Below are 26,337 nucleotides of genomic sequence, written 5' to 3' on the forward strand. Positions count from 1 at the left end.
ATTAACCGATCACTCCCATCAAATAGACTACAGTAAAGATGAATACCCATACTACGTCGATGAAATGCCAGTATAATGCTGCAAGGTAGAATTTAGGTGCGTTATACATATTCAATCCGCGTTTTGAGTTACGGACCATCAACGCGATAAACCAGCTAAGCCCGAACAATACGTGAGCACCGTGAGTTCCCACAAGGGTGAAGAACGCGGAACTGAAAGCGCTGGTGGTAAAGCCGAAACCAAGGTGGACATAATGATTAAACTCATAGATTTCCAAACCAAGGAATGTAAGTCCAAGCAAAACGGTTATGCCTAACCAAGCCTGCATGGCTTTAAAGTTATGGTTTTTCATATGATGCATTGCGTACACACTTGTTAAAGATGATGTCAATAGAATCATTGTCATCGCAAAAACCAGTGGAAGTTCGAATAATCCTGCAGCTGTAAATTCAGAAGCATCCGGTCCTCTGTCTTTCAAAGCCAGATAAGTGGCGAAAAGAGACGCGAAAGTTACAGTTTCAGCAGCCAGAAGCAACCAGAATCCGACGAACTTGTTTTTACCTTCCAATGTCGCCGTTTCTGGATGATCCGGCCAGGATTGAGCGGTATATCTCTTATTTAAGTCCATCGGTGTTGCCTCCTCTCTTAGCGTCTTCGATCAATTCTTCTTTCGTGATGTGGAAGCCTAGATCATCTTTCAATGAACGGACAAGCATCGAACCGAAAGTGATTCCAAGACCGATAATCAATACAGCAAGTGCCCAAGGTTTTGTATCATCAAGGAAGTAAAGTGCTCCAAATGCTGCAACGAACATCCCGAATGACATGATTAATGGAATGATTGAACCGTTCGGCATGTGAACGTCGCCAAGTGGCTCCGCGTAGACCATACCTTCTTTATTGCCTTCCATTTTTTCGATCCAGTAAGTATCCAAACCGCGGACCAATGGAGTCTGAGCAAAGTTGTAGAATGGCGGTGGTGAAGGAATTGCCCATTCAAGTGTACGGCCATCGCCCCACGGGTCATTGCCGACACGAACATTTTTAACTTGAGTCAATACTACGTTCACCAGCAATACAAGCACACCGATTGCCATGAACAAAGCACCGACGGAGCTGATCATATTGAACAGGTCCCAGCCTTGGTCAGCGCCGAATGTGTAAACTCGGCGTGGCATACCCATTAATCCAAGGAAATGCTGGATGAAGAATGTCAGGTGGAAGCCGATGAAGAAGAACCAGAATGTGATCATCCCAAGTTTTTCGCTCAACATTGTTCCGAACATTTTTGGCCAGTACAAATGCGTACCTGCCAGAATACCCAATACTACTCCACCAACAATTACATAATGGAAGTGAGCGACGATAAAGTAAGAATCGTGCAATTGGTAATCGAGCGGCGCCATGGCTTGCATAACACCAGTAACACCACCAGCAACGAACGAAGGAATGAAAGCCACCGCATAAATCATAGGTACGGTAAATGAAATGCTTCCTCCCCAGATTGTAAGGAGCCAGTTAAATATCTTGATACCGGTTGGAACTGCGATGATCATTGTCGCCAAAGCGAAAACTGCGTTGGCAGTTGGTCCAAGGCCGACCGTAAACATGTGGTGAGCCCAAACCATGAATCCGTAGAAACCGATAAGGATAGTTGCAAATACTAAAGCTGTGTAACCGAACAAGCGTTTTCTCGAGAAAATCGCAAAGATTTCAGAGAAGATACCGAATGCCGGCAATATGAGGATGTAAACTTCCGGGTGACCGAATATCCAGAATAAGTGCTCCCAGATGATCGTGTTACCGCCCATTTCAACAACGAAGAAATTCGCATCGAACAAACGGTCAAATACCATGAAGAACAATCCGATAGTAAGTGGCGGGAAAGCCAAGAGGATCAACGCTGAAGCGACAAAAGTCGTCCAAGTGAACAATGGCATTCTCATATAAGTCATACCCGGCGCACGCATATTGATAATTGTTACAAGGAAGTTAATCCCCGCGATCAATGTACCGAAACCGGAAATTGTCAGTCCTAGAGAGTAAAAATCAATTCCGTGCCCTTCTGAAGCCAAAGCGAGTGATGCGTAGTTTGTCCAGCCGGCATCAGGTGCACCGCCCATGAACCATGAAAGGTTCAGGAAGATTCCCCCAAAGAAGAAAAGCCAGAATCCCAAAGAGTTCAAGAATGGGAAAGCTACGTCACGCGCTCCGATTTGCAGAGGCATAACGGCGTTCATAAACGCCAATAATAACGGCATTGCTGCCAAGAAAATCATGGTAGTACCGTGCATTGTTATAATTTCGTTGTATAATCCAGCACTTAGAAAATCATTTCCTGCCTTCATCAGCTGGATCCGGATCATCATAGCTTCCAGTCCACCTACAAGGAAGAAAAAGCCGCCTGAGATTAGATAGAGGATAGCGATTTTCTTATGGTCTACTGTTGTAAGATAATCCCATATAAATGCGCCGAATCCCTTTTTTTGAGCTAAAGAACTCACACTGTATACCTCCCTTTTTACACTCTGACGCTATTACTCTTCAACAGACAGGCTCATCAGGTATGCAGCAAGCGCATCCAATTCCTGTTCGGAGAATGGTTCTCCACCGTTGTTAGTTTCACCGTCAGGCATCAAGTTTCCTGGTTTATATTCCTGTGGATCTTGAATCCATTTTTTCAAGTTTTCTTCATTATGTTCCATAAATCCGGCTACGCGGTTGCGGTCACCGAATGTTGCAAGGTTTGGCCCTACCGCTCCTGCACTGCCACTGCCAGAAACAGCGTGACATCCGATACAGCTGTTTGCGAATGTTTCTTCACCTTCTTGAGCAAGTGCGTCAGCTGCAGGTTCAGGTTCTTCCTGCATTGCCGCGATCCATTGGTCAAATTCTTCGCGGTCAACAGACTTAACTTTAAAATCCATCAACGCGTGTGAAGGGCCGCAAAGCTCGGCACATTTGCCGTAGAATACGCCATCTTCGAGTTCCGAAGATTCCTTATCGAATTCCAGATAGAATTTGTTGACGTTTTCCGGGTTAACATCAAGCTTACCGCCGACTGAAGGAATCCAGAAGGAGTGTTTGATATCAGCAGAGATTAAATTGAAGTAAACACGTTCATCAGTCGGAACAACCAATTCCTGTGCAGTTACGACTTCTTGTTCAGGATATTCAAATTCCCACCAATACAATTTAGCTGTAACGTTGACAGTGAGGTTATTCTGTTCGCCTTCTTCGTTTACAGAATCCATAGCAGTAACATCAGCCAAATCAAATGTTGAATAGACTGTTGGAACAGCAAGGATCAAGAGCAATACGATCGGCACTGCTGTCCAGATAAATTCAAGTTTCGCACTACCTTCAACTTGTTCAGGAATCATATCATCCCCAAGTTTTGAACGGCGGAACTTAACGATAGCCAATACATAGATGACTGATACAACTAAAATTATGAAAGTCATAACAATAGTAGATAAAATCAGTAGGTTGAATTGGTCCTGCGCAACCTTGCCAGCAGGGATCAGAGTTGAAATCTCTTCACGTCCACAGCCCGACAGAAAGACGAGCAATGCTGTCATCAATGCGAAAAGACGCCAGTTAGTAAGTCCTTTCATCATAGCTTTTCTTACCCCTCTCTCATTTAAAAGTTTTTAAGTATAGGAAATCAGACGAAAACAGCAAATATGATCATCGCAACGAATAAAATCGTCATGTAATTCAATGAATAGATGAACATACTCTTCGCCCATTTCAGATCATCTTCCACTTTAAAGCCGCGGATAGCGAGGAACAGCCAGCCGAGATTCAAAAGTGTTGCTAAGATGAAGAAGCCGATTCCCAATTCCGGTAAAAGGAATGGTAGTGGAAACAGCATCAAAACCCATGCCAGCATAGATTTTTTTGTCCGGTGGAAGCCTTTCACCACCGGCAGCATCGGGATATTTGCAGCCCGGTACTCTTCCGTCCGTTTCATGGCAAGCGCGTAAAAATGCGGCGGCTGCCAAATGAACATAATCAGGAACAATGCCCAGGCACCGGCACCCAATGTCGGTTCTACTGCGGCCCATCCGATAAGCGGCGGGATTGCTCCCGAGATACTGCCAACAATCGTATTGCTGACGTGCCTTCTCTTGGACCACATGGAATACAGGACCACGTAAGCAAGAACGCCTGCTATTCCCAGAACACCTGCTGAAACAGAAGCGGAAAACAAAAAGATTTCGCCTAGAACTATGAAAGAAACAGCGAGTGCCAAAACAGCAGATGGTTTAAATCTTCCTGTTACCGTTGGCCGTGCTTTTTTGCTCGCCATCAACGGATCGATATCTGTATCAATGTAATTATTCATGGCAGCAGAACCTGCTATGATCAATGCTGATCCGACCAAGGTGTAGACGAGGATGTCCAAATGCTGTAGAAAATGCCTGCCAGAAAACTGAAACGCCAGCCACAGCCCAGTGAAAACTGTAATCAGGTTTGAATTGACAATCCCGATTTTTATAAGTGCCAAAAAGTCCTGGACAAAGGTGGTTGTTTCAGGTGTCCCGTGTGCTTGCGCAGACAAAGACCGGCCGTTTGACATTTAACCTCCTCCTTTCAAAGTTGTAAGCATAGTCCGCTAACCATAACTATATCTAAATTCCAGCCGTTTTTCTACATATAACTGAAATTTACCGATAAAAGCTATGAATATAGTGAGTTAGCCTCAAATTGCACTCACCCTATCATACATCACTGCAGTGCTATTTTTAATAATGAAAAATAATAGTTTTTGAACAGTTTGTGAAGGCTCAGAGTTATATGTCCAAATATCGAAAGTTTCCGCTATTGCTGATTTTCCGTTGTATTTTAGGCCGACTTTCGCTATTATCGAGTATGCAGGTTATGGACGGATAAATGTATTTCCATATAGAAAAAGTAGGTGGCATTCTTGCAGCAAAATAAATATATAAAATGGTTCGCAGTGGCAGCATCGGTCGGAATGCTTCTTATTCTGTTAGGCGGTGCGCTCGTCACCAAAACTGAAAGCGGAATGGGTTGCGGCCGTCACTGGCCTGGATGTAATGGCCAATTGATACCCGATGTCATAACGGCAGAAGTGCTGATTGAATTTTCCCATCGCCTGGTTACAGGAGCTGTCAGTTTCTTCATCCTGATTCTCGCAATATGGGCCTGGAGAAAGTTCGGCCATATCCGCGAGACGAAATTCTTGGCTATCACTTCTGTTTTCTTCCTTGTTCTTCAAGCATTGATCGGAGCCGCGCAGGTTCTATGGGGCCAAGGTGATTTTATCCTCGCCTTGCATTTCGGCATCTCCCTCATTTCATTTGCATCTGTGTTATTGCTGACGCTTCTCGTTTTTGAAGTGGACCGGAAATTCGACACAGAAAAATTGAAGATCGGCAGAACAATGAAGTTTCACACAATCGGCGTAACTTTATATTCTTATATCGTCATTTACACCGGTGCGCTCGTACGGCATACGAACTCCAGCTTGATATGTTCTGATTGGCCGTTGTGCCGCAACGATTCTTTTGCACTTCCTTCCAATATGTATGAATGGGTGCAAATGGGGCATCGCGTCGCAGCCGGTTTGATCGTCATCTGGATTGGCGTCATCATGTGGCACGCAATCAAGCATTATAAAGACCAACGGGCAATTTACTGGGGCTGGATCATCGCTTTCACAATTGTAATGATGCAAGCTACGACCGGAATGCTGGTTGTGCTGACAAAATTAAATCTTGCTGTTGCTTTATTGCATTCCCTTTTCATCACTTTATTATTCGGGCTTTTGTGTTATATGGTACTTCTTGTTTCACGAAGTTATACGAAATCTTAAGAAAAGCGCAAGCGCCTGTATAGATTCGAAAGGCATAAGCCACTCTGGCGAAGCGGTGTGTTTTCAGCCGCACAGCCTCGAAAAGCGAAAGGGCCTGTTCAGCTCTGACAAGCGTAAGCCGAAACAGCGGAGCGGCGATCTTTGCCGCATAGCTGTTTCGGCTTACGTCCCGAAGAGCTAGGCACTGGAGACTAGACAAGAGTGGCTTATGACCCGAGAATCTGGGCGCTGAAGTCTGGACAGTGCAACACTCTTTTTAAGAACCTTCTTATTAAAAAAAGTTATACTTTTTAACCATAAAAAACAGCTGGCGCAAATTTGCGCCAGCTGTTTTTTTAATTTCTTTCCATTTCAATCAATAAGTCTCCAGTGGAAATACCGTCTGCGGCATTCACATGGATTTCTGTAATTGTTCCATCAAAAGGAGCTTGCACTGTCGTTTCCATTTTCATGGCTTCTGTTACAAGCATGTGGTCGCCGCGTTTTACTTTAGCGCCTTTCTCTGCAACGACTTTCAACACAGTTCCCGGCATTGTTGCTGCAATATGGCTTTCCTGCGTCGGATCAGCCTTCGGTTTCGCAGCACTGTCGGTTTCCACTGTCATATCCGTGATGCTTACTTCACGCGGCTGGCCATTCAACTCGAAGTAAATCGAGCGGGTGCCGTCTTTTTGCGGTTCCCCAATTGACACCAACCTGATCATCAAGGTCTTCCCTTTTTGGATTTCGACTTCAATTTCTTCCCCAAGCCTCATTCCATAGAGGAAAGTCAGTGTGTCGAGAACCGAAACGTCGCCGAATGTTTTATTGGTTAATGAATATTCATCGAAAACTTTAGGATACAATGCATATGCCAGAACTTCATGGCTTGTAACCGGACGATCCAATTTTTCATACAACGTTTTGCTGATTTCTTCAAAATCAGCCGGCTCGAGCAACTCTCCAGGGCGAACCGTAATCGGTTTGCGCTCTTTCAAAATCACTTTTTGCAATTCTTCAGGGAATCCGCCATGCGGCTGTCCGATATAACCTTCGAAGAATTCGATGACCGACTCAGGGAAATCGATTGTTTCACCGCGAGTGATGACCGTTTCCTCATCCAGATCATTCTGTACCATGAACAGCGCCATATCTCCTACGACTTTCGATGAAGGTGTCACTTTTACAACATCACCGAACAGCATGTTGACTCGGGAATACATTTCCTTAACATTTTCCCAGCGCATCCCAAGTCCAACCGCTTTCGCTTGCTGCTGCAGATTGCTGTATTGGCCGCCTGGCATTTCGTGGACGTAGATTTCTGAATGTGGACTGTTCATACCGCTTTCGAAATCACTGTAGTATTTACGGACATCTTCCCAGTAATGCGAAAGTTTTTCTTGAGCCTGAATATCCATCCGGACTTCACGGCCGCTTCCGTTCATCGCGTAATACAGGGAATTCGAGCTTGGCTGTGAAGTAAGCCCTGCCATGGAACCAAGTGCAGTATCGACGATATCGACCCCTGCCTGGATGGCTTTCGAATACATATAAATACCGTTGCCGCTCGTATCATGTGTATGGAGGTGGATCGGCATCGATACCGTATCTTTCAGTTCGGACACCAGACGGTAAGCCGCTTCCGGTTTGAGTAGACCAGCCATATCTTTAATGGCCAGAATATGTGCGCCTGAAGCTTCCAGCTCTTTTGCCATATCCTTATAATATTGGACGGTGTATTTATCACGGCTCGGATCCAGTATATCTCCTGTGTAGCAAATTGCCGCTTCTGCAATTTTGCCGCTCTGCCTTACCTCATCGATGGCCACTTCCATGCCTTTGATCCAGTTAAGGCTGTCAAAAATACGGAAAACATCTATTCCCGCTTCTCCGGATTTACGAACAAAATCACGGATTACATTATCCGGATAGTTTTTATAACCTACTGCATTCGCTCCGCGGAAAAGCATCTGGAACAAGACATTCGGCATCTGTTCACGCAATTTGATCAAACGCTGCCAAGGATCTTCTTTCAGGAAACGGTAAGAGACATCAAATGTCGCCCCTCCCCACATCTCCATTGAAAACAGATCTTTCTGCAAGTGTGCCGTCTCTTTTGCCACAGCAAACATATCATACGAACGAACGCGCGTTGCCAATAAAGACTGGTGGGCATCCCTGAAAGTCGTATCCGTTAGAAGGACATCTTCCTGCTCGTGTATCCACTTAGCCAGCCCGTCAGCTCCTCTTTCATCAAAAATCTGCTTGGTACCTGGAGGTAAAGTTGTGCTCAAATCAATTTCCGGTTTTCTCGGCGCTGCGTGGATTGGTTTCTTTTTCTTTTCAATTCCCGGGAATCCATTAACCGTAACATTGCCGATATAGCTCAAAAGCTTGGTTCCACGGTCTTGTCGGACTGGGAACAAAAACAGCTCCGGCGTTGAATCGATAAAACTTGTATCAAAATCACCTTTGATAAAACTCGGGTGCTTAACTACATTCTCCAAAAATGGAATATTTGTTTTTATACCGCGGATCCGGAATTCCTGTAAGTTGCGGTCCATCTTGCCAGCCGCTTCCTTGAACGTCAGCGCCCAAGTCGATAATTTCACCAATAGAGAGTCATAATATGGGGAAATTACTGCTCCCTGGAAGGCATTACCGGTATCCAGACGAACACCGAAACCGCCACCCGAACGATATACCATCAATCTTCCCGCATCCGGCATAAAGTCATTGACCGGATCTTCCGTTGTAACGCGTGATTGGATTGCAAAACCGAATAACGGAATTTTATCCTGTGAAGGAATGGAAATCACATCTCCATGAAGGTCATGTCCCCTAGCGATATGGATTTGGGAATGGACGATATCAATTCCGGTAATCATTTCCGTAATGGTATGCTCCACTTGAATACGCGGGTTTACTTCTATGAAGTAGAATTCATCATTTGATACAAGGAATTCGACTGTCCCTGCATTTATGTAATCAATATTTTTCATCAGCTTCACTGCTGCTTCACAGATTTCATTGCGCAGTTCGTTGCTGATTGAATTTGAAGGTGCTATCTCCACCACTTTTTGGTGGCGGCGCTGAATCGAGCAGTCGCGTTCATAAAGGTGTACGATATTGCCGTATTGGTCACCCAGAATTTGGACTTCGATATGCTTCGGTTTTTCAACAAATTTTTCTACATACATTTCATCTGAACCGAAAGCCGCTTTTGCTTCAGACTTCGCTCTTTCATACGCTGATGCCAGTTCTTCCTCTTTACGGACAATCCGCATACCGCGGCCGCCGCCTCCAAGAGACGCTTTGATCATTAACGGGAAGCCGGCTGTCTTAGCGAATTCTTCCACTTCCTGAAGAGATTCCACTGGTCCATCAGTTCCGGGGATTACCGGGATTCCAGCAGCAATCGCTTGTGAACGCGCTTTCACTTTATCGCCGAACATATCCAGATGCGCTGAAGTTGGTCCGATAAACAGGACGCCTTCCTCTTCACATCTGCGGGCAAAATGAACATTCTCGGATAAAAAACCGTAGCCAGGATGGATTGCATCAGTATCCGTGTCTTTTGCGATACGGATGATGTCTTCAATATCCAGGTACGCGTCAATCGGTTTCTTTCCTTTTCCTACCAAATACGATTCGTCTGCTTTATAACGATGATATGAACCGCTGTCTTCTTGTGAATAAATTGCAACTGTTGGAATTTTCAGTTCTGTACAGGCGCGGAAAACCCTAATAGCGATTTCTCCGCGGTTTGCCACCAAAATCTTATTGATCTTTTTCACAATGCAGCACACCCTTTTATTTTTTTGTTTTTTCATATTTGTGGAACATGGAGACATTCATTAATACTCCCATACCTAACGATAACAAAATTACGGAAGTTCCGCCATAACTTATAAATGGAAGGGTGACCCCTGTTAAAGGAATAAGCCCAGATAATCCACCCAGATTGACGAAAGTCTGTATGCCAATCATGCTCGCTATACCCGCTGACAGCATACGCGCCAAAGGATCTTTCGTGGTCATAGCAATCGACAGTCCTTTTAATACAATAAACCCAAGACCCCCGATTACAAAGAGCACTCCCAGGATACCAAGCTCTTCAGCTACAATGGACATGATAAAATCCGTATGGGGTTCCGGCAGATACCCTAATTTCTGGATTGACTGTCCCAGCCCCAAACCACTGATCCCACCAGATCCAATAGCCAGATAACCATTGACGATTTGCATGCCAAAACCCAGTTCATCCACAAAGGGATTTAAAAATGCTTCAAGACGGCCAAGCCTTTTTTCCGTCAAAATCATATCCTGCGCAAAAATTAGAAAAGGAACAATGAAAATGGCAGCAGCCGCTGCTACAATCCCCGCCAACTTGAGGAACATACCAAACCGAATTCCGCTGGCAGCCATGACACTGAGCCCTACCAATGCAATGATTCCCATCGAACCAATGTCCGGTTCACGAAAAACAAGGAACAATGCAAATGCCAGAACGATAACCGGTGGAATAATTGATTCATTCAATTGATTGATGGTCCCTTTTTTATATTTATTTGAAAATACACCAGACAGATAAAAGATTAACCCTACTTTCGCAATTTCCGAAGGCTGGATGCTGGCAAAACCGATGTAAATCCAACTTTGTGCCCCACCGCCTGCATAACCGATGAAATGCACCAGAATCAGGCCGCTGAAAACGACAAAGAGAATCGACATCATCACCCATTTCTTGCTGAAATGCTTATAAGGGAAAATGGCACCGAGCACAAAGGCCGGCAAAGCAAGCGCTAAATTTATAACCTGCTGATTGAAGAAGTGGTTTGGCTCCCAGCCATACCTATAGACGGACCAGGCCATGCTTGCACTGTAAATCATGACCAAGCCGAAGAGGGTTAACGCGAGATAGGTAAAAAGCAGAGGATAATCAAAATTAGCGGCGTACCGCTTTATGTACTGTTTCATATTCAAACCTCATTTATATTTTATGTTAGTAAAAAAACTCAAACAAAAATCGTTTGAGTTTGCTTTATTTATTCGTATACGCTTCATGAAGGATAGATAATTTCTTTTCGAGCGTATCCATTAAATTTTTCCCGTCTTCCTTTTCGATCAAACCAAGTTTTACTGCGAAATCAATTTCACGCGAAAGACCAAACATTTGCGTATCAAGGACTTCTTCATATAACGGGCATGACGGCAAAGTCAGATTGTCCATTTGGACTTTAATCAATTGCTCTATTTTCAGCGCATCGGCTTTAAGGAGGTCCAATGCTTTATGCTGATAAGTTTGTTCTTCTGTATGCTCCATGAGGACTCCCCCATTTACTGAAATTTCTTCTGTTCAACCTGTTTAAAGTGTATCTTTTAAACAACGAAATTGCAAGCCTCCTCTTCGTTGGAAGCAATCACTTTAGGAACTTGACAAAGACAGGTATACTGATAGAAGAGTGATTATCTAGATGGAGGGTTTTACTAATGGAATTTATTATTCAATTTAAGGGCGAAGTGAAATTTAAACTGACTCTTGATCCGACAGTATGGATTTTTGATGATCGAAAATTGGATCTTGAGAAATATTTTACAGAGGAACGAATCGAACGCGATGAACTGGAAGAATACAAACGCGGAATGGGTGAACACTGGTCACGCGAAATCATGGAAGGCGCAACAGTCCCTCCTACTTTGAATTCTGAAAAGAAATATAAAAAGCAGGAGAAAAAGGATATGCTTACCGGCACATTCGGCATTCTGTTTAGACCTTTCATTGAAAATGCTGAACCGTATGAAACTGCCAAGACGGTCGTTTTTGAAACAGCTAATGGCGACTTCAGTTTTCCACTTGAGGATTCAAAAAAATTGGTCCTGAAATTCAGCCAGGAAGGCAAACCGCTCCGTGAAGATGGACCCGTCCATGTCCTTCTGCCTGATGGAAGCAATCTGGACAATCCGATAACAAATATTACAGCCATCCGGGTAGAATAGGAGTGAAACAGCATGCGTGTTAAATGTGTAATGTGTGACACCATCGAAGAACTGGTGGATGACACGCTTGAGGCAAAACGCCTTAGAAACCGTCCAATCCATACCCATATGTGCAACAATTGCCATCAGCGGATCGAGCAGCGGACGAAAGAACGGCTGGCAACCGGGAAATTTCATTTTTACCGCAGTTCAAGAAAAATTGAGGAAGACTTTTGATGAAGTTCCTGAAAGGTGTTTGGATCGGCTTTTGGAGCGGACTGATTCTGGGATTGTTATTTAAATGGATACAAGCAGTAACTGGCGTTAATGTATATTTATTATTGCTGAATGTCGATTTTATCCCTGTTATCGGCAAAGTGGAATGGTCTGAGATGACTGAATTTTTATTTCATACAGCTGTTTCTGTTGTCATTGGCATCGTCTATGTCTATTTCGCCAAACGCCGTCCCTATACATTCGGGCAATTGACCGTTCTAAGCCTGGTTCTTTGTTCGCCAACTTACGTTCTCTATTTCCTATTATCATCGTTGGCGATCACCGATCAGGTTCCCGGGCTCACTGACTGGGAAGCTATTACTTATTGGGTATTCGGCCACCTGGCATATTCCTTGCTGCTGCCTATACTTTATAAAACATTTGAAAGAAAAAACGCTGCATCTCAATGAGATGCAGCGTTTTCGCGTTTTTCGCGCCATAAGCGGATTTTATAAAGAATCAGGATAAGCGCGGCAATGACCAAGCCCTCGACAACCGGTAGAAAGAAAGCTAAAAATGTTAGCCCCAGACTGCCGGCTGCCAGGAAAAGACCAATTACGATGTTTTTTCCGAGCGGCAGCCTTTTAGCAAAACCCAGTTTATAAACCAAAGCCGACAAAAGAAGGATTACCGCAAATAATGCGTACCCAGCCACTTCGAAGTTTGGCAAATTCTGATATAGCACTCGGGCTACCGGATACATACTGTCATAGACAAACGATTGATCGTCCACGGATTATACATCCTTCCATTCTATTATTCTTCGATGGCCACTTTTTTCTTCTTCGCCATACGCTCACGTTCGTTTTTATCAAGAATTTTCTTGCGCAAACGGATTGTTTGTGGCGTGATTTCACAGTACTCATCGTCATTCAAGTACTCAAGTGCTTCTTCAAGGCTCATCAGACGTGCTTTCTTCATAGTCGTTGTCTGATCTTTATTCGCTGAACGGATGTTTGTTGCAGCTTTGATCTTAACGATGTTAACAGTCAAATCACTGTCGCGGTTGTGTTCGCCGACGATCATGCCTTCATAAATTTCAGCACCAACTTCAACAAATGCAGTTCCGCGATCTTCGATTCCCATTAGGCCGTAAGTCGAAACTTTACCGCGTTCCATGGATACCAATACACCTTGACGGCGTCCGCCTACGCGGCCTGAAGCTACTGGCTGATAGCTGTCGAATGTGTGGTTGATGATTCCGTATCCGCGAGTCTGTGTCAGGAATTCAGTTGTATAACCGATCAAGCCACGTGCTGGTACGTTAAATACCAAACGGACCTGTCCATTTCCGTTATTGACCATATCCAGCATTTCACCTTTACGTTCACCAAGTGATTCAATGATAGCACCTGTATATTCTTCAGGTACATCCACTTGCACACGTTCAACCGGTTCGCAGCGTACGCCATCTATCATACGTACGATAACTTCCGGTTTTGAAACCTGGATTTCAAATCCTTCACGGCGCATGTTCTCGATAAGGATCGACAAATGCAACTCTCCGCGTCCTGATACAACCCAAGCGTCAGGTGAATCTGTCGGATCTACACGCAAAGAAACATCTGTTTCCAATTGAGCATCTAAACGTTCCTGAATTTTTCTTGATGTAATGAATTTACCTTCTTTACCTGCAAATGGGCTGTTGTTAACAAGGAAAGTCATTTGAAGAGTCGGTTCATCAATGCGGAGAATCGGCAAAGCTTCCTGATGGTCCTGAGGACATACGGTTTCTCCAACGTTGATATCTTCCATACCTGAAATAGCGATCAAGTCGCCTGCTTCAGCTTTTTGGATTTCAATCCGTTTAAGACCCATGAAACCATGGATTTTTGTTACACGGAAATTCTTCACTGAACCGTCAAGTTTCATCAATGCTACTGATTGTCCGACTTCGATTGTTCCGCGGAATACACGGCCGATACCGATACGTCCAACATAGTCATTGTAGTCAAGAAGTGCTACCTGGAACTGAAGTGGCTCATCTCTGTTATCGATTGGAGCAGGGACGTTATCCAGAATTGAATCGTAAAGAACCTGCATTGTCTCTTCTTGATCCGAAGGATCTGGAGAAAGACTTGCAGTACCATTCATAGCTGATGCAAAAATAACCGGGAACTCCAATTGTTCATCATTAGCTTCAAGTTCAATGAATAATTCGATGACTTCGTCAACTACTTCTTCAGGGCGCGCGAAATCACGGTCGATTTTGTTTACTACTACGATTGGTTTCAAGTTTTGCTCAAGTGCTTTTTTCAACACGAAACGTGTTTGCGGCATACAGCCTTCATAAGCGTCCACTACTAATAAAACACCATCAACCATTTTCATGATACGTTCCACTTCTCCACCGAAATCGGCGTGGCCTGGAGTATCCAAAATGTTGATTTTAGCGTCTTTATATTGAATCGCAGTGTTTTTTGCCAGAATTGTAATTCCGCGTTCTCTCTCGATATCATTTGAGTCCATAGCTCGTTCATCCATATGTTCATTTGAACGGAAAATTCCAGATTGCTGCAGAAGTTGATCCACTAAAGTTGTTTTACCATGGTCAACGTGGGCAATTATAGCAATGTTTCTTAGGTCGTTACGTAAGTTAGTCATAATTTCACTCCAATATTCTTTTTTCATGTCTATAACTGTGCTAGTATAGCACATATAGGGAAAAAACCCTAAGATTTTATTTCCACATCCACTAGCAGGAGGAAAATTAATGAAAAATGTAAAATGGATCTTCGTTCTCTACTCGTTTGCTGCATTGTTGGCTATGGTCGGAATCGGCGTTGCAGTAGCGTTCCGCAGTTTCCCGATGATTTTTCTGGCGATACTATTACTAGGTGCAATTATGGTTATGGGTTTCAAGAAAAAGCGTGCAATGATTGAAGCCGGTTTAATGTAGTTCAGATATAAATATTATGCTTAACAAAAAAAATAACATTTTTATGTTAAGTCTTCAATAATTTCAATCCCATTATTGAAGAAAATTAAAAGGATGCAGAGATGCATCCTTTTTTTATTTTTGACGAATATAATCTTTAAGTATCCGGGAATGGATCGAAGGGTTGGCTACAAGAAATGTGTCCTGCTCCAGCAGATTTCCGGGTTCCCCTCTAAAGTTGGTCGCGATTGCTCCAACTTCCCTTGCAATCACCATTCCTCCGGCAATGTCCCACGGCGACAGCCTCATGGAGATATAGGCATCAATCCGTCCACTTGCCAAATATGCCAACTCCAGTGCTGCAGAACCATATGACCTGATGCCACGGACATCCTGGATCAACTTTAATGTTCCGTTATGGTCAAAGTGGCGGTTTGGCACAGCCCAAGTTGCGTTCATAGCAAGAATCGACTCTTCTATAGTTGTGATCCCCAAGGGTCTGAGCCTCTCATCATTGTAATAGGCTCCTCCTCCCTGCACTCCATGGTAAAGATCGTCATTTACCACATCGTATATGTAGCCCAATTTGCCGACGCCATCTTCATAAATGCCTAGCGAAATGGCGAAATTGCGTTTCTGATGGACAAAATTCATCGTTCCGTCAATTGGATCAAGCAACCAGATCACCCCGTTCTGATCCTCAATACGATCACCAAAACCTTCTTCTCCGAAAATCCGGTGACCCGGAAAATCGCGATTGATGCGGGAAATGAAAAATTGCTCTATTTCTTTATCGATATTAGTAACAAGATCATTTGCATCAGATTTTGACTCAATTGAAATATCAGACAGGAAAGAGTTCCGTATTTTATGCCCTGCTTCTTTGATAAGTGACTTGATGTACCGGTCCATTGCGTGCAAATCCATAAAAAAGCCTCCTCCGTTTCCACCATTATAACGTCAAAAGGCACCTACTGTCATACTTCAGCAGGTGCCTTTATAAATGGATGATATTAAAGCGCATGAAGTGCCTCCAGTTCCACGTGAATTTCCTGAAGCCGTTTTTTGCTCTTATCAATTTCACGATTATCATCTTGCTGCATTGCATCAAATAGGGAAGCAAGCTCATAATCTAATTCAAGCTTCAATACGTGGATATATTCTTTTTCGACGTCTGCTTTACGGATTATTTGGATCATCTGTTTCATCTTTAGCACCCCTTCCCCTTTTTGATTCCAATAATTCCGAAAAATTAAGGTAGTTATCAATCTTTTACCCGATTGCACAGAATCAAAAACGTCTTTCTATAATTTTTTCTAAAAGTCCTGTAAAATGTTTTTTATGTGCATCATTAAGGAGGAAATTCACCGTATGTCTTATTGGAACGAAAAACATTTCAAAGTATTCGAAACTCCTGGCCTGGAAGCCAGAATGTCAGCCCTTATCGAAAAAGTCCGTCCGAAGTTCGAGGAACTCGGCGAGCAGTATTCAGCTTATTTCTCCGGTAAAACCGGCGAAGAATTTCACCCGCATGTAGCGAAGCATATGCGCCGTACTGTAAATCCCCCAAATGACAGCTGGGTAGCCTTCGCTCCCAATAAACGCGGATATAAAGCTGTTCCCCATTTCCAGATCGGACTTTGGGAAAGCCACGTATTCATCATCCTTGCTGTAATCTATGAAGCAAACGGAAAAACCGCTATGGCGGAACGCCTGCTGAATTCTGATGTAATCGGAAACCTGGCTGAAGATATGGTTGTATCCGGCGACCATATGAAACCGGAGGCCTCGTCAATTGCGGAATTGGGAGATGAAGGAGTGAACAAGCTTCTTCAGCGCCTGCGCGACGTAAAAAAAGGGGAATTTGTAATTGGCCGTCACCTGCAGCGTGAAGAAGCCGATGCCTTGAGCAAATCCCAATTTGACGAGCTTGTCGAAAAGACGTTTGACGAATTGCTGCCGGTTTACAACACCATGCTGAATAAATAATAGAAGAAACAGAAAACCGCAGCGACAAAATGTCCGCTGCGGTTTTTAAATTATCTGCTCATTTTGATCATCGGACCAATTGCCGATGCTTTCAGTTCTTTGATGACAGGAAAACTGGCATAGCCGCTTTCCTCTTCAAATTCCTTGAAGTAGGTTTTTTCCTCTGAAATAGCGGGAACCACTTGCTTGAATTTTCGGTATCTCGCCATCATTTCCTCTCGGCTGATCCCTTTTTCATAAGCCATTTCGATTCCTTCAAAAAATATTACTACATCCACGATCTCTTCTGTGCTCCAATCAATTGAAAAAGGATATGAATAATCCATTCCTTCTCTCCTCCTTTACTCAAACGCTGCCCATTTACGGCGAATCACTTCAGACTCATCCATCATTCTATCAAATAATTCCTCTACAGTCGGCACGTCATGTATCATACCTGTCACCTGTCCTGCCCAACCAAATCCGCGTTCATTTTGGCCATCATAAATAAACCGTTTATTCGCTTCACCGCTGATATAATCCTTCAGCGAGTCATATGTCGGGGTCTCGTGTTCAATTTCAAGAATTTTATCAGTCCAGCTGTTTTTAAGGGTCCTGGCCGGGGCACCGATACTTCGTTTAATAATAACGGTATCGTTTTCAGTACTGTTGATCAAAGAGTTTTTATAGGCTTCTGACGCATGGACGCATTCTTTGGTCGCGATAAAACGGGTTCCCATCTCTACGCCTTCGGCTCCAAGTGCTAAGGCCGCCATTAATCCACGACCATCGCCAATACCGCCGGACGCTATGACCGGAATCGACACTGCATCGACAACTTGAGGTATTAATACCATCGTGCCGATATCGTCCCGGCCTAAATGACCTCCTCCTTCGTGGCCCACTACCATTACTGCATCTGCTCCCAATTTTTCAGCTTTTAAAGCCTGTTTACGGGCGGCTACAAGAACCAGCTTCCGGATTGAAGTGCCCTCCAGCTGTTCGAAGATCGGTGTCGGATTTCCTCCTGTCATGGAAACAACCGGCACATTTTCTTCTATCGCTACATCCAGCATATGGGCAAATTTCCTGCCATGCTCCCCAATGGCGAAATTGACTCCAAACGGTTTATCAGTCAGCTTTCTTACTTTCTGAATTTCTTCTCTTAATTTGTCAGGGGAACTTAGGCTCATTGCTGTTATTTGGCCAAGCCCGCCGGCGTTGGAAACGGCAGCGGCCAAATCCGCGTATGCCAAATAAGCGAGGCCTCCTTGTATAATCGGTATCTGAATACCTAGTAAATCTGTTATGCGGGTAGAGAATTGCATATTGCCACTCCTTTCTTTCTGCATATCCTGTATTCGATATTGATATGCAAAATCCTTTTATTTTTATAGAATAGCTTGCATCTACATGCTATAATTCATTTTGTTTTCATTTTTATAAGCGAGGTGGTAATCCATTGTCACAATTAGAAACTCCATTATTCGATGCTTTACTGAAGCACCGTAACCGGCATCCGATACAATTCCATATTCCTGGCCATAAAAAAGGGCAGGGCGTCGATCCCGCATTCCGCGAATTTGTCGGCGACAATATTCTTTCCATAGATCTGATCAACATTGCACCCCTTGACGACCTGCATTCACCGAAAGGCGCGATTAAAAAAGCGCAGGAGTTGGCTGCACAGGCATTTGGGGCTGACCATACATTTTTCTCTGTTCAAGGTACAAGCGGTGCCATCATGACCATGATTCTTAGTGTTGTAGGTCCGAATGACAAAATTCTCGTTCCCCGCAACGTCCACAAATCAATTATGTCGGCCATCGTTTTTGCAGGAGCAGTTCCGATATTCATCCATCCTGAAGTCGATCCCGAGCTTGGCATTTCCCATGGGATATCAGCCGAAGCCGTAGAAAAGGCGCTGAATGAATATCCCGATGCAAAGGCTGTCCTGGTCATTAACCCAACCTATTTTGGTGTGGCAGCTGACTTGAAACGCATCGTCGACATAGCACATGGCCGCGAAATTCCTGTGTTGGTTGATGAAGCACACGGTGTCCATATCCATTTCCATAAGGGTCTCCCTGTTTCGGCTATGGCGGCAGGTGCCGATATGGCAGCGACATCAGTCCATAAACTCGGTGGTTCCATGACACAAAGCTCTGTCTTGAATGTCCGTGAAGGATTGGTTTCAGCGAAACGGGTGCAATCGACTTTGTCGATGCTTACAACTACGTCCACATCCTATCCAATACTTGCTTCTTTGGATACGGCCAGAAGACAATTGGCGATTCACGGAGCCGATCTGATTGATCAGGCTATCCGCCTGGCAAATGATGCACGCAAGCGAATCAATAAAATTGCGCACCTTCATTGTGTTGGGAAAGAATTGCTGAAGACTTCTGCAACGTATGATATGGATCCAACGAAACTATTGATAAGCGTGAAAAATCTCGGCATCACCGGGCATCAGGCTGAAGAATGGCTGCGGGAGAATGCCAACATCGAGATTGAGCTTTCCGACCTCTACAATATTCTTTGCCTTGTCACCATCGGTGATACCCGCAAAGAATTGAATTTGCTTGTGAACGCGCTGCAGCGTATGAGCGAAGCTTATGACAATGAAGCTGCAGTCATAGAACCGACAGTCCTGTTGCCGGATATCCCTAGACTGGCCATGACACCGCGCGACGCTTTCTACGCAACTACAGAAGTTGTGAAGATTGATGATGCCGTGGGGCGCATTTCCGCAGAATTTATAATGGTGTATCCACCCGGCATTCCTATTTTCATTCCGGGGGAAATCATTACACAGGAAAATATTGAATATATCCATATGAACGTTGAAGCAGGCCTGCCCGTCCAGGGACCTGAAGACGATACATTAAAAATGCTGCGTGTTATTAAAGAACAGCTCGCAATCAGATAAAGAAAAGCGCAAGCGCCAGTTTAGCCCCGAAAAGCGACGGCACCGGTTTAGCTCTGAAAAGCATAAGACGGATCAGCGTAGTGGCTTTGGCCACGCAGACTTGAAAAGCGGAAACGGCCGTTCAGCTCCGACAGGCTTAAGATGAGCTTTCGAAGCGGCGTTCTTTGCCGCACAGGAAGAACAGCTTAAGTCCGAGGAGTTGGCCGTTGGAGTCTAGACTTGAGCTGGCTTATGACTCGAAGAGCTGGGTCGCCGGAGTCTGGACTAAAGAAAAGCGCAAGCGCCCGTTTAGCCCCGAAAAGCGCTGGAAGCCTTGACGATAATGGCGTTCTTTGCCATTAACGGTAAGGCTGAAGCGACTCGAGGGGCTGGGTCGCCGGAGTCTGGACACGGAAACACTTTTCCCTAAGAATCTTCATACTAAAAAAGTTATACTTTCTTGTCCATTAAAAAAATCCGGAAGTGCAGAACTCTGCACTTCCGGATTTTTGTTATTCTACACCTTCAATTGTATCTGGGTCGATAAATTCATAGCCTTTATCTTCCAAGCCTTGAACGATTGCCGGCAAAGCTTCAGCCGTCCAGACGCGGTCGTGCATAAGAAGATTTGCGCCATCGCGCATAAATTCGGTGTTCACCATAATATCAGCCAATGCCGTAGCATCCATATACTGTTTCTCCCAGTCATAGCCGAAAGTCCAGTTCATCAGAACCATTCCTTCTTCTTCCACCAAAGCTCTGCTGAAATCGGTGTTGACGCCATGAGGCGCACGGAAGAATTCTGGGCGTTCACCGATAATTTCCTCAATTCGATCATTCAATGAAACTATTTCTTCGCGCTGCTGATCTTCAGGAATTGTTTTCAAGTTTGGATGTGAATATGTATGATTGCCAATGGCAAATCCCATATCATGAATTTTCTTCAGGTTTTCTTCTTCTTCTTCTGTATCAATGAAGTGGCCGTTCACAAAAAAGATTGCTGGTACATTCAATTCCTTCAGTGTTTCTGCCATTGCTACACCTTGCTTATCAGGTGCATCATCAATGGTGATCAAAACTGCCTGCGGATTTGCGCCTGCAATCGGTTCGACTGCAGAGTTGGCAGGATTCACACGGTAAAGTGGTTCAGCTTGTGCCGGTTCCTCTTCTGCCGCTGTTTCTTCTGCATCCTCTTCTTCGGTAACTTCTGCTTCAGCATCTTCTTCAGCAGAGTCCTTGCTGGATTCCTCTTTTGTTTCCGAGGTCGTTTCAGAAGTTGTTTCTTCAGTCTCATTATTTGTATCAGTCGCAGCCGGGTTGTCTTCGCCGCTTGAACAAGCGGTCAAAAGAGCCAATCCTGCTGCCATTAGCATCCATTTTGCATGTATCATCTTTAGTATCACCTTAGCCCTTTCGCACATAATATTACCACATTTCTACAAGTCTTACCAAAACAAATCATAAAAAAACACTCCTCATCCGACAAAGAAAATGCCAGCTTGAGGAGTGTTCGACTTTTTTGCAGATTTTATTTGATAATGTGGATTGGTGTGCCAAGAGCAACTTCTGCTGCTTCCATCGTAATCTCAGCCAATGTTGGGTGAGCATGGATAGTCATAGCAATATCTTCCACAGTCATACCTGCTTCAATTGCCAAACCTAATTCAGCAATCATATCCGATGCGCCAGCGCCCACGATTTGAGCACCCAACAGCAAGCCGTCAGATTTACGTGACACAAGTTTTACAAAACCATCAGCCGAATTCAAGGAAAGAGCACGGCCGTTGGCACCGAATGGGAATTTCGCAGCCGCAGCTTCGAACCCTTCTTCTTTTGCCTGTTCTTCAGACAAACCGACACTCGCAAGTTCCGGATCAGTAAAGCATACAGCTGGAATAGCCAGGTAATCAACTTCTGATTTTTCACCGGCAATCGCTTCTGCAGCAATTTTGCCTTCATACGAAGCTTTATGTGCCAATTGAAGGCCAGGCACTACATCACCGATAGCGTAGATGTTTGAAATGCTTGTACGGCATTGTTTGTCGACTTCAATCAGTCCGCGCTCGCCCATTTTAAGGTTAAGCTCTTCAAGACCCATTTCATCTGTGTTCGGACGACGGCCAACTGTTACTAATACATAATCAGCTTCGACGGTTTTTTCTTCTCCGCCTGCCTCATAAGTTACAGTTACGCCGTTATCTGTTTCTTCAACGCCTTTTGCAGACGCTTTCGTGATAACTTCAACGCCTTTTTTCTTCAATCCTTTTTTAACGATGGCTGTCATCTGTTTTTCGAATCCAGCAAGGATATCAGGTGCGCCTTCAAGAATTGTTACTTCTGAGCCCATGTTTGCATAAGCAGTTCCAAGCTCAGTACCGATATAACCGCCGCCGATAACTACAAGCTTACCTGGAAGTTCAGTAAGAGATAGAGCACCAGTGGAGTTAATCACACGTTTTGAAAATTTGAATGTTGGAATTTCAACTGGACGAGAACCTGTAGCGATGATCGCATTTTTGAATTTATAAGTTTGCGAAGATTTATCATCCATCACTTTTACAGTGTTTTCATCAACGAAATAAGCTTCACCACGGACAATCTCAACTTTATTGCCTTTCAATAAAGACTCAACGCCACCAGTCAATTTCTTAACTACACCATCTTTGAAAGCTTGTGCTTTTTCAAAGTTAAGTGTTACTTCATTGGCAATTACACCCATATCTTCTGAGTGTTTTGCTTCTTCAAAACGGTGACCTACAGAGATCATCGCTTTAGAAGGAATACATCCGACATTCAGACAAACGCCGCCGATATATTCTTTTTCAACGATTGTAACTTTTTGGCCAGTTTGCGCTGCACGGATTGCTGCTACATATCCGCCAGGGCCTGAGCCGATGACGAGCGTATCTGTTTCGATTGGGAAATCTCCTACTACCATAATTTTACGCCTCCATTAATAGTAATTCTGGTTCACTTAACAAACGTTTGATGTGGTTCAACGCATGTTGCGCTGTCGCTCCGTCGATCATTCGGTGATCGAAGCTCAATGATAATGCTAACACAGGAGCAGCTACAATTTCACCATTTTTAACTACAGGCTTTTCTGCGATGCGGCCGATTCCAAGAATCGCCACCTCCGGATGGTTGATGACCGGTGTGAACCACTGGCCGCCAGCTGAGCCGATATTGGTGATTGAGCATGATGCACCTTTCATCTCTGCTGAAGTCAATTTCCCTTCGCGCGCTTTGGTTGCAAGGGTGTTGATTTCATCAGAAATCGCAAATACCGATTTGCGGTCTGCATTTTTAATAACAGGAACCAGCAAGCCTTTTTCGGTGTCAGCTGCAATTCCGATATTGTAATAATGCTTCTGGATCACTTCGCTTGTTTCATCATCAAACGATGTATTAAGTGCCGGGAATTCACGCAATGTGCTGACCAGCGCTTTTACTACGTATGGAAGATAAGTCAATTTAATCTCTTTTTCAGCAGCAATGTCCTTGAATTTTTTGCGGTGTGCAACAAGTTCCGTTACATCCACTTCATCCATCAAAGCAACATGTGGAGCTGTGTGTTTCGAGTGAACCATTGCTTTTGCAATAGCTTTGCGCATTCCGGACATTTTTTCACGGGTTTCTGGGAATTCACCTTCAGGAACTGCAGATGTTGCCGCAGCTTCTTCGGCTTTAGGCGCTGCTTCTTCAGTTGGAGCAGTTTTTTCTGCTGCCGCTTCTTTAGCAGGTTCAGCAGCTTTTTGGTCTCCGCTTAGGAATGCTTCCACATCTTCTTTCATGATCCGGCCGTTAGTTCCGGAACCATTGACTTTCTTGATGTCCACATCTTTATCACGTGCAAATTTGCGGACCGACGGCATAGCGATGATCCGTGCATTTGGATCAGTATCCGCTTCTGCGTCTGCCTGCGGCTGTTTGCCGGCGCCAGTGTCACCTTCAGGTTTCTGCTCTTGTGCAGGCTCCTTCTCAACATCCTGGCCGGATTCAGCTGTGCCTGCCTGAACTTGCTCTTCTGTTTCTTCTTCCACTTCAGGGGCTGTTTCCTGTTTTTCTGTTTCGGCTTCTCCGCCATCTTCATCCGGAGAATCAATGCGTACCAGTACGTCACCGACTACTGCCACTGTTCCTTCTTCCACCAGTACTTCTTCAACTGTACCGGAAACCGGTGATGGAATTTCAACGACTGCTTTATCGTTTTGGACTTCTACTAGTACATCATCTTCTTCGATCTTGTCGCCGGCTTTGACGAACCATTTTACGATTTCACCTTCATGGATACCTTCTCCGATATCCGGCAAACGAAATTCATAAGCCATCAGTTTCACCCTTTCTTCTCTATCTATTTAAAAAGTAAGCACTTTTTTCGCTGTTTCTACTATATCCTTCGCATTAGGAAGCCAAACTTCCTCTGCCTGCGAGAATGCAAATACAGTATCTGGAGCTGTTACACGCAGAACAGGCGCATCAAGGCTTAAAATTGCGCGATCTGTGATTTCTGCAACAACGTTTGCAGCAATACCGGCCTGCTTTTGAGCTTCTTGAACAACCATTGCACGACCTGTTTTCTCTACAGATGCAATAATTGTTTCAATATCAAGTGGCTGGATTGTCCGCAAATCGATAACTTCTACAGAATAGTTTTCTTTTTCAAGCTCTTCGGCAGCTTTGATGCTTTCCTGCACCATTGCTCCATAAGTGATGATTGAAAGATCTGTTCCTTCACGCTTTACGTCTGCTTTCCCTAGAGGAATTGTGTATTCTTCTTCTGGAACTTCCTGGCGGAATGAACGATATAACTTCATGTGCTCTAGGAAAATAACCGGGTCATTGTCACGTATTGCAGAAAGGAGCAAGCCTTTCGCATCATAAGGGTTTGATGGAATTACAACTTTCAGGCCTGGTGATGCTGCCATCAGCCCTTCAAGCGAATCAGCATGCATTTCAGGTGTGTGTACACCGCCGCCGAAAGGCGAGCGGATTGTTACAGGTGCATGTTGGCTTCCGCCGCTGCGATAACGCATGCGTGCCATTTGGCCACTGATGGAATCCATCACTTCAAACACGAATCCGAAAAACTGAATTTCGGGAACTGGACGGTAGCCCTGTAAAGCCAAACCGATTGCCAGACCCCCTATTCCTGATTCCGCTAAAGGTGTATCGAAGACGCGATCTTCACCGAATTCTTTTTGCAGACCTTCAGTCGCACGGAATACACCACCGTTATTTCCGACGTCCTCGCCAAAAACAAGAACATTTTCATCATTTTTCAGCTCTGTTTTCAGAGCTTCAGTAATAGCTTGGATCATTGTTAACTGTGCCATGGCTTACTTCGACTCCTTTGCTTTATAAATATCCATCTGCTCTTTTACATTGAAAGGCATTTCTTCATACATGATACCGAGCAAGTCAGTCACTTTCTGCTTCGGAGCTGCATCAGCTTTTTTAATCGCTGCTTTGATTTCTTCTTTAGCCTGTTCCATTACTTCGTTTTCCTTCTCTTCACTCCACAAGTTTTTGCTTTCAAGATATTTGCGGAAGCGCACAAGAGGATCTTTCTTTTCCCACTCGCTGTCAATATCCGAAGTACGGTAGCGGGTAGGATCGTCCCCAGCCATTGTGTGCGGGCCATAACGATAGCAGAATGTTTCGATCAACGTCGGTCCATCCCCTTTTATCGCGCGCTCACGGGCATCGCGAGTCACTGCATAAACAGCAAGCGGATCCATTCCATCAACGAAAATTCCCGGAATACCGGCCGCTACTGCTTTTTGTGCAACAGTTTTAGCAGCAGTCTGGACTTCACGAGGCGTGGAGATTGCATACTGATTGTTTTGGACAATGAAAATAGCCGGCGCACGGAAAGATCCGGCGAAGTTGATGCCTTCATAGAAATCACCCTGTGAAGAACCGCCTTCACCCGTGTAAGTGATGGCTACAGCATCTTTTTTGCGTTTCTGCATACCTAACGCTACCCCGGTAGCCTGGATATACTGGGCACCGATAATGATTTGCGGCGGCAATACATTCAAGCCTTCAGGCATCTGGTTCCCCATGAAATGTCCGCGGGAGAATAGGAATGCCTGTTCAAGCGGCCATCCGTGCCAGATCAATTGAGGGACATCACGGTATCCCGGCAAAATGAAATCTTCTTTTTTCAATGCAAAGTGGGAAGCGATCTGCGATGCTTCCTGCCCTGCAGTCGGCGCGTAAAACCCGAGTCTTCCCTGACGGTTAAGGGAAATGGATCGCTGGTCTAAAATACGGGTATATACCATTCTTCTCATCAATTCCTGCAAATCTTCATCCGACAGATTCGGATTCGCTTCTTCATTAACGATTTCGCCTTCTTCATTCAGAATCTGGAACATCTCAAACTTTTCTTCGATTTCTGCCAGTGTCTTCACTGGATCGAACTGCTGTGATTTTTTCGCAGCCATAAAAGCAACTCTCCTTTTAATCTGTATTAAAATACTTAACATTTTTTAG

Annotated in this window: 25 protein-coding genes; 7 read left to right on the top strand and 18 right to left on the bottom strand. The window is 44.4% G+C overall.

What is annotated here, in order from left to right; all coding sequences use genetic code 11:
* Position 1: 1 nt before the first annotated feature.
* Genes DP120_RS07190 through cyoE form a run of 4 tightly spaced genes read right to left on the bottom strand, consistent with a single transcriptional unit; the run spans position 2 to position 4,585 of the window.
* Complete coding sequence (locus DP120_RS07190) at positions 2-628, bottom strand: cytochrome (ubi)quinol oxidase subunit III (protein ID WP_112222962.1); 627 nt, start codon at positions 626-628, stop codon at positions 2-4.
* Positions 615-2,504, bottom strand: coding sequence for a cytochrome c oxidase subunit I (locus DP120_RS07195; protein WP_112222963.1), 1,890 nt, complete (start codon positions 2,502-2,504; stop codon positions 615-617). Before DP120_RS07195 ends, DP120_RS07190 begins: the two co-directional genes overlap by 14 nt.
* A gap of 33 nt (positions 2,505-2,537) precedes the next feature.
* Positions 2,538-3,620: a cytochrome c oxidase subunit II gene (gene coxB / locus DP120_RS07200; RefSeq protein ID WP_112222964.1), complete on the bottom strand. Its 1,083-nt coding sequence runs from the start codon at positions 3,618-3,620 to the stop codon at positions 2,538-2,540.
* 47 nt (positions 3,621-3,667) lie between these two features.
* On the bottom strand, positions 3,668-4,585 hold the full coding sequence (cyoE, locus tag DP120_RS07205) for a heme o synthase (protein WP_112222965.1): 918 nt from the start codon (positions 4,583-4,585) through the stop codon (positions 3,668-3,670).
* A gap of 348 nt (positions 4,586-4,933) precedes the next feature.
* Here cyoE and DP120_RS07210 point away from each other — a divergent pair, with 348 nt between their 5' ends.
* Positions 4,934-5,845 (top strand): COX15/CtaA family protein, encoded by a 912-nt coding sequence (locus tag DP120_RS07210; protein WP_112222966.1) that lies wholly within the window; start codon positions 4,934-4,936, stop codon positions 5,843-5,845.
* 335 nt (positions 5,846-6,180) lie between these two features.
* On the opposite strand, the gene pyc is transcribed toward DP120_RS07210, so the two are convergent.
* The 3 genes from pyc to DP120_RS07225 all read right to left on the bottom strand — a co-directional run bounded on the left by pyc (position 6,181) and on the right by DP120_RS07225 (position 11,150).
* Positions 6,181-9,621 carry a pyruvate carboxylase gene (pyc, locus tag DP120_RS07215; protein WP_112223275.1) on the bottom strand — a complete coding sequence of 1,147 codons (3,441 nt, stop codon included), beginning with the start codon at positions 9,619-9,621 and terminating at the stop codon, positions 6,181-6,183.
* A gap of 16 nt (positions 9,622-9,637) precedes the next feature.
* Positions 9,638-10,804, bottom strand: coding sequence for an FtsW/RodA/SpoVE family cell cycle protein (locus DP120_RS07220; protein WP_112222967.1), 1,167 nt, complete (start codon positions 10,802-10,804; stop codon positions 9,638-9,640).
* 64 nt (positions 10,805-10,868) lie between these two features.
* Positions 10,869-11,150 (bottom strand): Fpa/YlaN family protein, encoded by a 282-nt coding sequence (locus tag DP120_RS07225; RefSeq protein ID WP_084244919.1) that lies wholly within the window; start codon positions 11,148-11,150, stop codon positions 10,869-10,871.
* Positions 11,151-11,317: 167 nt separating this feature from the next.
* Between DP120_RS07225 and DP120_RS07230 the strand changes: the two genes are divergently transcribed.
* Genes DP120_RS07230 through DP120_RS07240 form a run of 3 tightly spaced genes read left to right on the top strand, consistent with a single transcriptional unit; the run spans position 11,318 to position 12,489 of the window.
* On the top strand, positions 11,318-11,824 hold the full coding sequence (locus tag DP120_RS07230; RefSeq protein ID WP_112222968.1) for a peptidyl-prolyl cis-trans isomerase: 507 nt from the start codon (positions 11,318-11,320) through the stop codon (positions 11,822-11,824).
* A 12-nt stretch (positions 11,825-11,836) separates the two neighbouring features.
* Positions 11,837-12,040: a YlaI family protein gene (locus tag DP120_RS07235; RefSeq protein WP_112222969.1), complete on the top strand. Its 204-nt coding sequence runs from the start codon at positions 11,837-11,839 to the stop codon at positions 12,038-12,040.
* Complete coding sequence (locus DP120_RS07240; protein WP_112222970.1) at positions 12,040-12,489, top strand: hypothetical protein; 450 nt, start codon at positions 12,040-12,042, stop codon at positions 12,487-12,489. The genes DP120_RS07235 and DP120_RS07240 overlap by 1 nt, the downstream gene beginning before the upstream one ends.
* Here the strand turns inward: DP120_RS07240 and DP120_RS07245 are convergent.
* Together DP120_RS07245 and typA are read right to left on the bottom strand one after the other, a co-directional pair.
* The gene (locus DP120_RS07245) at positions 12,483-12,812 is read right to left on the bottom strand and encodes a YlaH-like family protein (RefSeq protein ID WP_112222971.1); all 330 of its coding nucleotides are present in this window, start codon (positions 12,810-12,812) and stop codon (positions 12,483-12,485) included. The two genes, DP120_RS07240 and DP120_RS07245, sit on opposite strands and share 7 nt — an antisense overlap.
* 23 nt (positions 12,813-12,835) lie before the next feature.
* The gene (typA, locus tag DP120_RS07250; RefSeq protein ID WP_112222972.1) at positions 12,836-14,683 is read right to left on the bottom strand and encodes a translational GTPase TypA; all 1,848 of its coding nucleotides are present in this window, start codon (positions 14,681-14,683) and stop codon (positions 12,836-12,838) included.
* Positions 14,684-14,792: 109 nt separating this feature from the next.
* Here typA and DP120_RS07255 point away from each other — a divergent pair, with 109 nt between their 5' ends.
* Positions 14,793-14,978, top strand: coding sequence for a YlaF family protein (locus tag DP120_RS07255; protein ID WP_112222973.1), 186 nt, complete (start codon positions 14,793-14,795; stop codon positions 14,976-14,978).
* Between the two features lie 114 nt (positions 14,979-15,092).
* Here DP120_RS07255 and DP120_RS07260 read toward each other — a convergent pair whose 3' ends face one another.
* Together DP120_RS07260 and DP120_RS07265 are read right to left on the bottom strand one after the other, a co-directional pair.
* Entirely contained in the window at positions 15,093-15,884 is a 792-nt protein-coding gene (locus tag DP120_RS07260) for an inositol monophosphatase family protein (RefSeq protein WP_112222974.1), read from the bottom strand.
* An 86-nt stretch (positions 15,885-15,970) separates the two neighbouring features.
* Positions 15,971-16,165 carry a hypothetical protein gene (locus DP120_RS07265; protein ID WP_112222975.1) on the bottom strand — a complete coding sequence of 65 codons (195 nt, stop codon included), beginning with the start codon at positions 16,163-16,165 and terminating at the stop codon, positions 15,971-15,973.
* A gap of 163 nt (positions 16,166-16,328) precedes the next feature.
* Between DP120_RS07265 and DP120_RS07270 the strand changes: the two genes are divergently transcribed.
* Complete coding sequence (locus DP120_RS07270) at positions 16,329-16,946, top strand: YktB family protein (RefSeq protein WP_112222976.1); 618 nt, start codon at positions 16,329-16,331, stop codon at positions 16,944-16,946.
* 50 nt (positions 16,947-16,996) lie between these two features.
* Here the strand turns inward: DP120_RS07270 and DP120_RS07275 are convergent, their stop codons facing one another.
* The gene (locus DP120_RS07275; RefSeq protein WP_112222977.1) at positions 16,997-17,272 is read right to left on the bottom strand and encodes a UPF0223 family protein; all 276 of its coding nucleotides are present in this window, start codon (positions 17,270-17,272) and stop codon (positions 16,997-16,999) included.
* 15 nt (positions 17,273-17,287) lie between these two features.
* Positions 17,288-18,253: an NAD(P)H-dependent flavin oxidoreductase gene (locus DP120_RS07280; protein ID WP_112222978.1), complete on the bottom strand. Its 966-nt coding sequence runs from the start codon at positions 18,251-18,253 to the stop codon at positions 17,288-17,290.
* A gap of 134 nt (positions 18,254-18,387) precedes the next feature.
* Between DP120_RS07280 and DP120_RS07285 the strand changes: the two genes are divergently transcribed.
* Positions 18,388-19,857 (top strand): aminotransferase class I/II-fold pyridoxal phosphate-dependent enzyme, encoded by a 1,470-nt coding sequence (locus DP120_RS07285; protein ID WP_112222979.1) that lies wholly within the window; start codon positions 18,388-18,390, stop codon positions 19,855-19,857.
* 491 nt (positions 19,858-20,348) lie between these two features.
* On the opposite strand, the gene DP120_RS07290 is transcribed toward DP120_RS07285, so the two are convergent.
* The 5 genes from DP120_RS07290 to pdhA form a co-directional block, all read right to left on the bottom strand.
* Entirely contained in the window at positions 20,349-21,227 is an 879-nt protein-coding gene (locus tag DP120_RS07290; RefSeq protein WP_112222980.1) for a polysaccharide deacetylase family protein, read from the bottom strand.
* Between the two features lie 137 nt (positions 21,228-21,364).
* Complete coding sequence (gene lpdA / locus DP120_RS07295) at positions 21,365-22,774, bottom strand: dihydrolipoyl dehydrogenase (protein ID WP_112222981.1); 1,410 nt, start codon at positions 22,772-22,774, stop codon at positions 21,365-21,367.
* A gap of 4 nt (positions 22,775-22,778) precedes the next feature.
* Positions 22,779-24,167, bottom strand: coding sequence for a dihydrolipoamide acetyltransferase family protein (locus DP120_RS07300; RefSeq protein WP_112222982.1), 1,389 nt, complete (start codon positions 24,165-24,167; stop codon positions 22,779-22,781).
* A 27-nt stretch (positions 24,168-24,194) separates the two neighbouring features.
* Positions 24,195-25,172 carry an alpha-ketoacid dehydrogenase subunit beta gene (locus tag DP120_RS07305; protein ID WP_112222983.1) on the bottom strand — a complete coding sequence of 326 codons (978 nt, stop codon included), beginning with the start codon at positions 25,170-25,172 and terminating at the stop codon, positions 24,195-24,197.
* Positions 25,173-25,175: 3 nt separating this feature from the next.
* Positions 25,176-26,288, bottom strand: coding sequence for a pyruvate dehydrogenase (acetyl-transferring) E1 component subunit alpha (gene pdhA, locus DP120_RS07310; protein ID WP_112222984.1), 1,113 nt, complete (start codon positions 26,286-26,288; stop codon positions 25,176-25,178).
* Positions 26,289-26,337 lie beyond the last annotated feature (49 nt).

Origin of the sequence: Planococcus halotolerans (assembly GCF_003289955.1) — a bacterium.
Lineage (GTDB): Bacteria > Bacillota > Bacilli > Bacillales_A > Planococcaceae > Planococcus > Planococcus halotolerans.

Excerpts from the sequence above, each read along its gene's own strand:
- DP120_RS07190 (WP_112222962.1), bottom strand. The coding sequence starts at position 628 with ATGGACTTAAATAAGAGATATACCGCTCAATCCTGGCCGGATCATCCA.
- coxB (WP_112222964.1), bottom strand. The coding sequence starts at position 3,620 with ATGATGAAAGGACTTACTAACTGGCGTCTTTTCGCATTGATGACAGCA.
- cyoE (WP_112222965.1), bottom strand. The coding sequence starts at position 4,585 with ATGTCAAACGGCCGGTCTTTGTCTGCGCAAGCACACGGGACACCTGAA.
- DP120_RS07220 (WP_112222967.1), bottom strand. The coding sequence starts at position 10,804 with ATGAAACAGTACATAAAGCGGTACGCCGCTAATTTTGATTATCCTCTG.
- DP120_RS07225 (WP_084244919.1), bottom strand. The coding sequence starts at position 11,150 with ATGGAGCATACAGAAGAACAAACTTATCAGCATAAAGCATTGGACCTC.
- DP120_RS07230 (WP_112222968.1), top strand. The coding sequence starts at position 11,318 with ATGGAATTTATTATTCAATTTAAGGGCGAAGTGAAATTTAAACTGACT.
- DP120_RS07235 (WP_112222969.1), top strand. The coding sequence starts at position 11,837 with ATGCGTGTTAAATGTGTAATGTGTGACACCATCGAAGAACTGGTGGAT.
- DP120_RS07240 (WP_112222970.1), top strand. The coding sequence starts at position 12,040 with ATGAAGTTCCTGAAAGGTGTTTGGATCGGCTTTTGGAGCGGACTGATT.
- typA (WP_112222972.1), bottom strand. The coding sequence starts at position 14,683 with ATGACTAACTTACGTAACGACCTAAGAAACATTGCTATAATTGCCCAC.
- DP120_RS07255 (WP_112222973.1), top strand. The coding sequence starts at position 14,793 with ATGAAAAATGTAAAATGGATCTTCGTTCTCTACTCGTTTGCTGCATTG.
- DP120_RS07260 (WP_112222974.1), bottom strand. The coding sequence starts at position 15,884 with ATGGATTTGCACGCAATGGACCGGTACATCAAGTCACTTATCAAAGAA.
- DP120_RS07265 (WP_112222975.1), bottom strand. The coding sequence starts at position 16,165 with ATGAAACAGATGATCCAAATAATCCGTAAAGCAGACGTCGAAAAAGAA.
- DP120_RS07270 (WP_112222976.1), top strand. The coding sequence starts at position 16,329 with ATGTCTTATTGGAACGAAAAACATTTCAAAGTATTCGAAACTCCTGGC.
- DP120_RS07275 (WP_112222977.1), bottom strand. The coding sequence starts at position 17,272 with ATGGATTATTCATATCCTTTTTCAATTGATTGGAGCACAGAAGAGATC.
- DP120_RS07280 (WP_112222978.1), bottom strand. The coding sequence starts at position 18,253 with ATGCAATTCTCTACCCGCATAACAGATTTACTAGGTATTCAGATACCG.
- DP120_RS07290 (WP_112222980.1), bottom strand. The coding sequence starts at position 21,227 with ATGATACATGCAAAATGGATGCTAATGGCAGCAGGATTGGCTCTTTTG.
- lpdA (WP_112222981.1), bottom strand. The coding sequence starts at position 22,774 with ATGGTAGTAGGAGATTTCCCAATCGAAACAGATACGCTCGTCATCGGC.
- DP120_RS07300 (WP_112222982.1), bottom strand. The coding sequence starts at position 24,167 with ATGGCTTATGAATTTCGTTTGCCGGATATCGGAGAAGGTATCCATGAA.
- DP120_RS07305 (WP_112222983.1), bottom strand. The coding sequence starts at position 25,172 with ATGGCACAGTTAACAATGATCCAAGCTATTACTGAAGCTCTGAAAACA.
- pdhA (WP_112222984.1), bottom strand. The coding sequence starts at position 26,288 with ATGGCTGCGAAAAAATCACAGCAGTTCGATCCAGTGAAGACACTGGCA.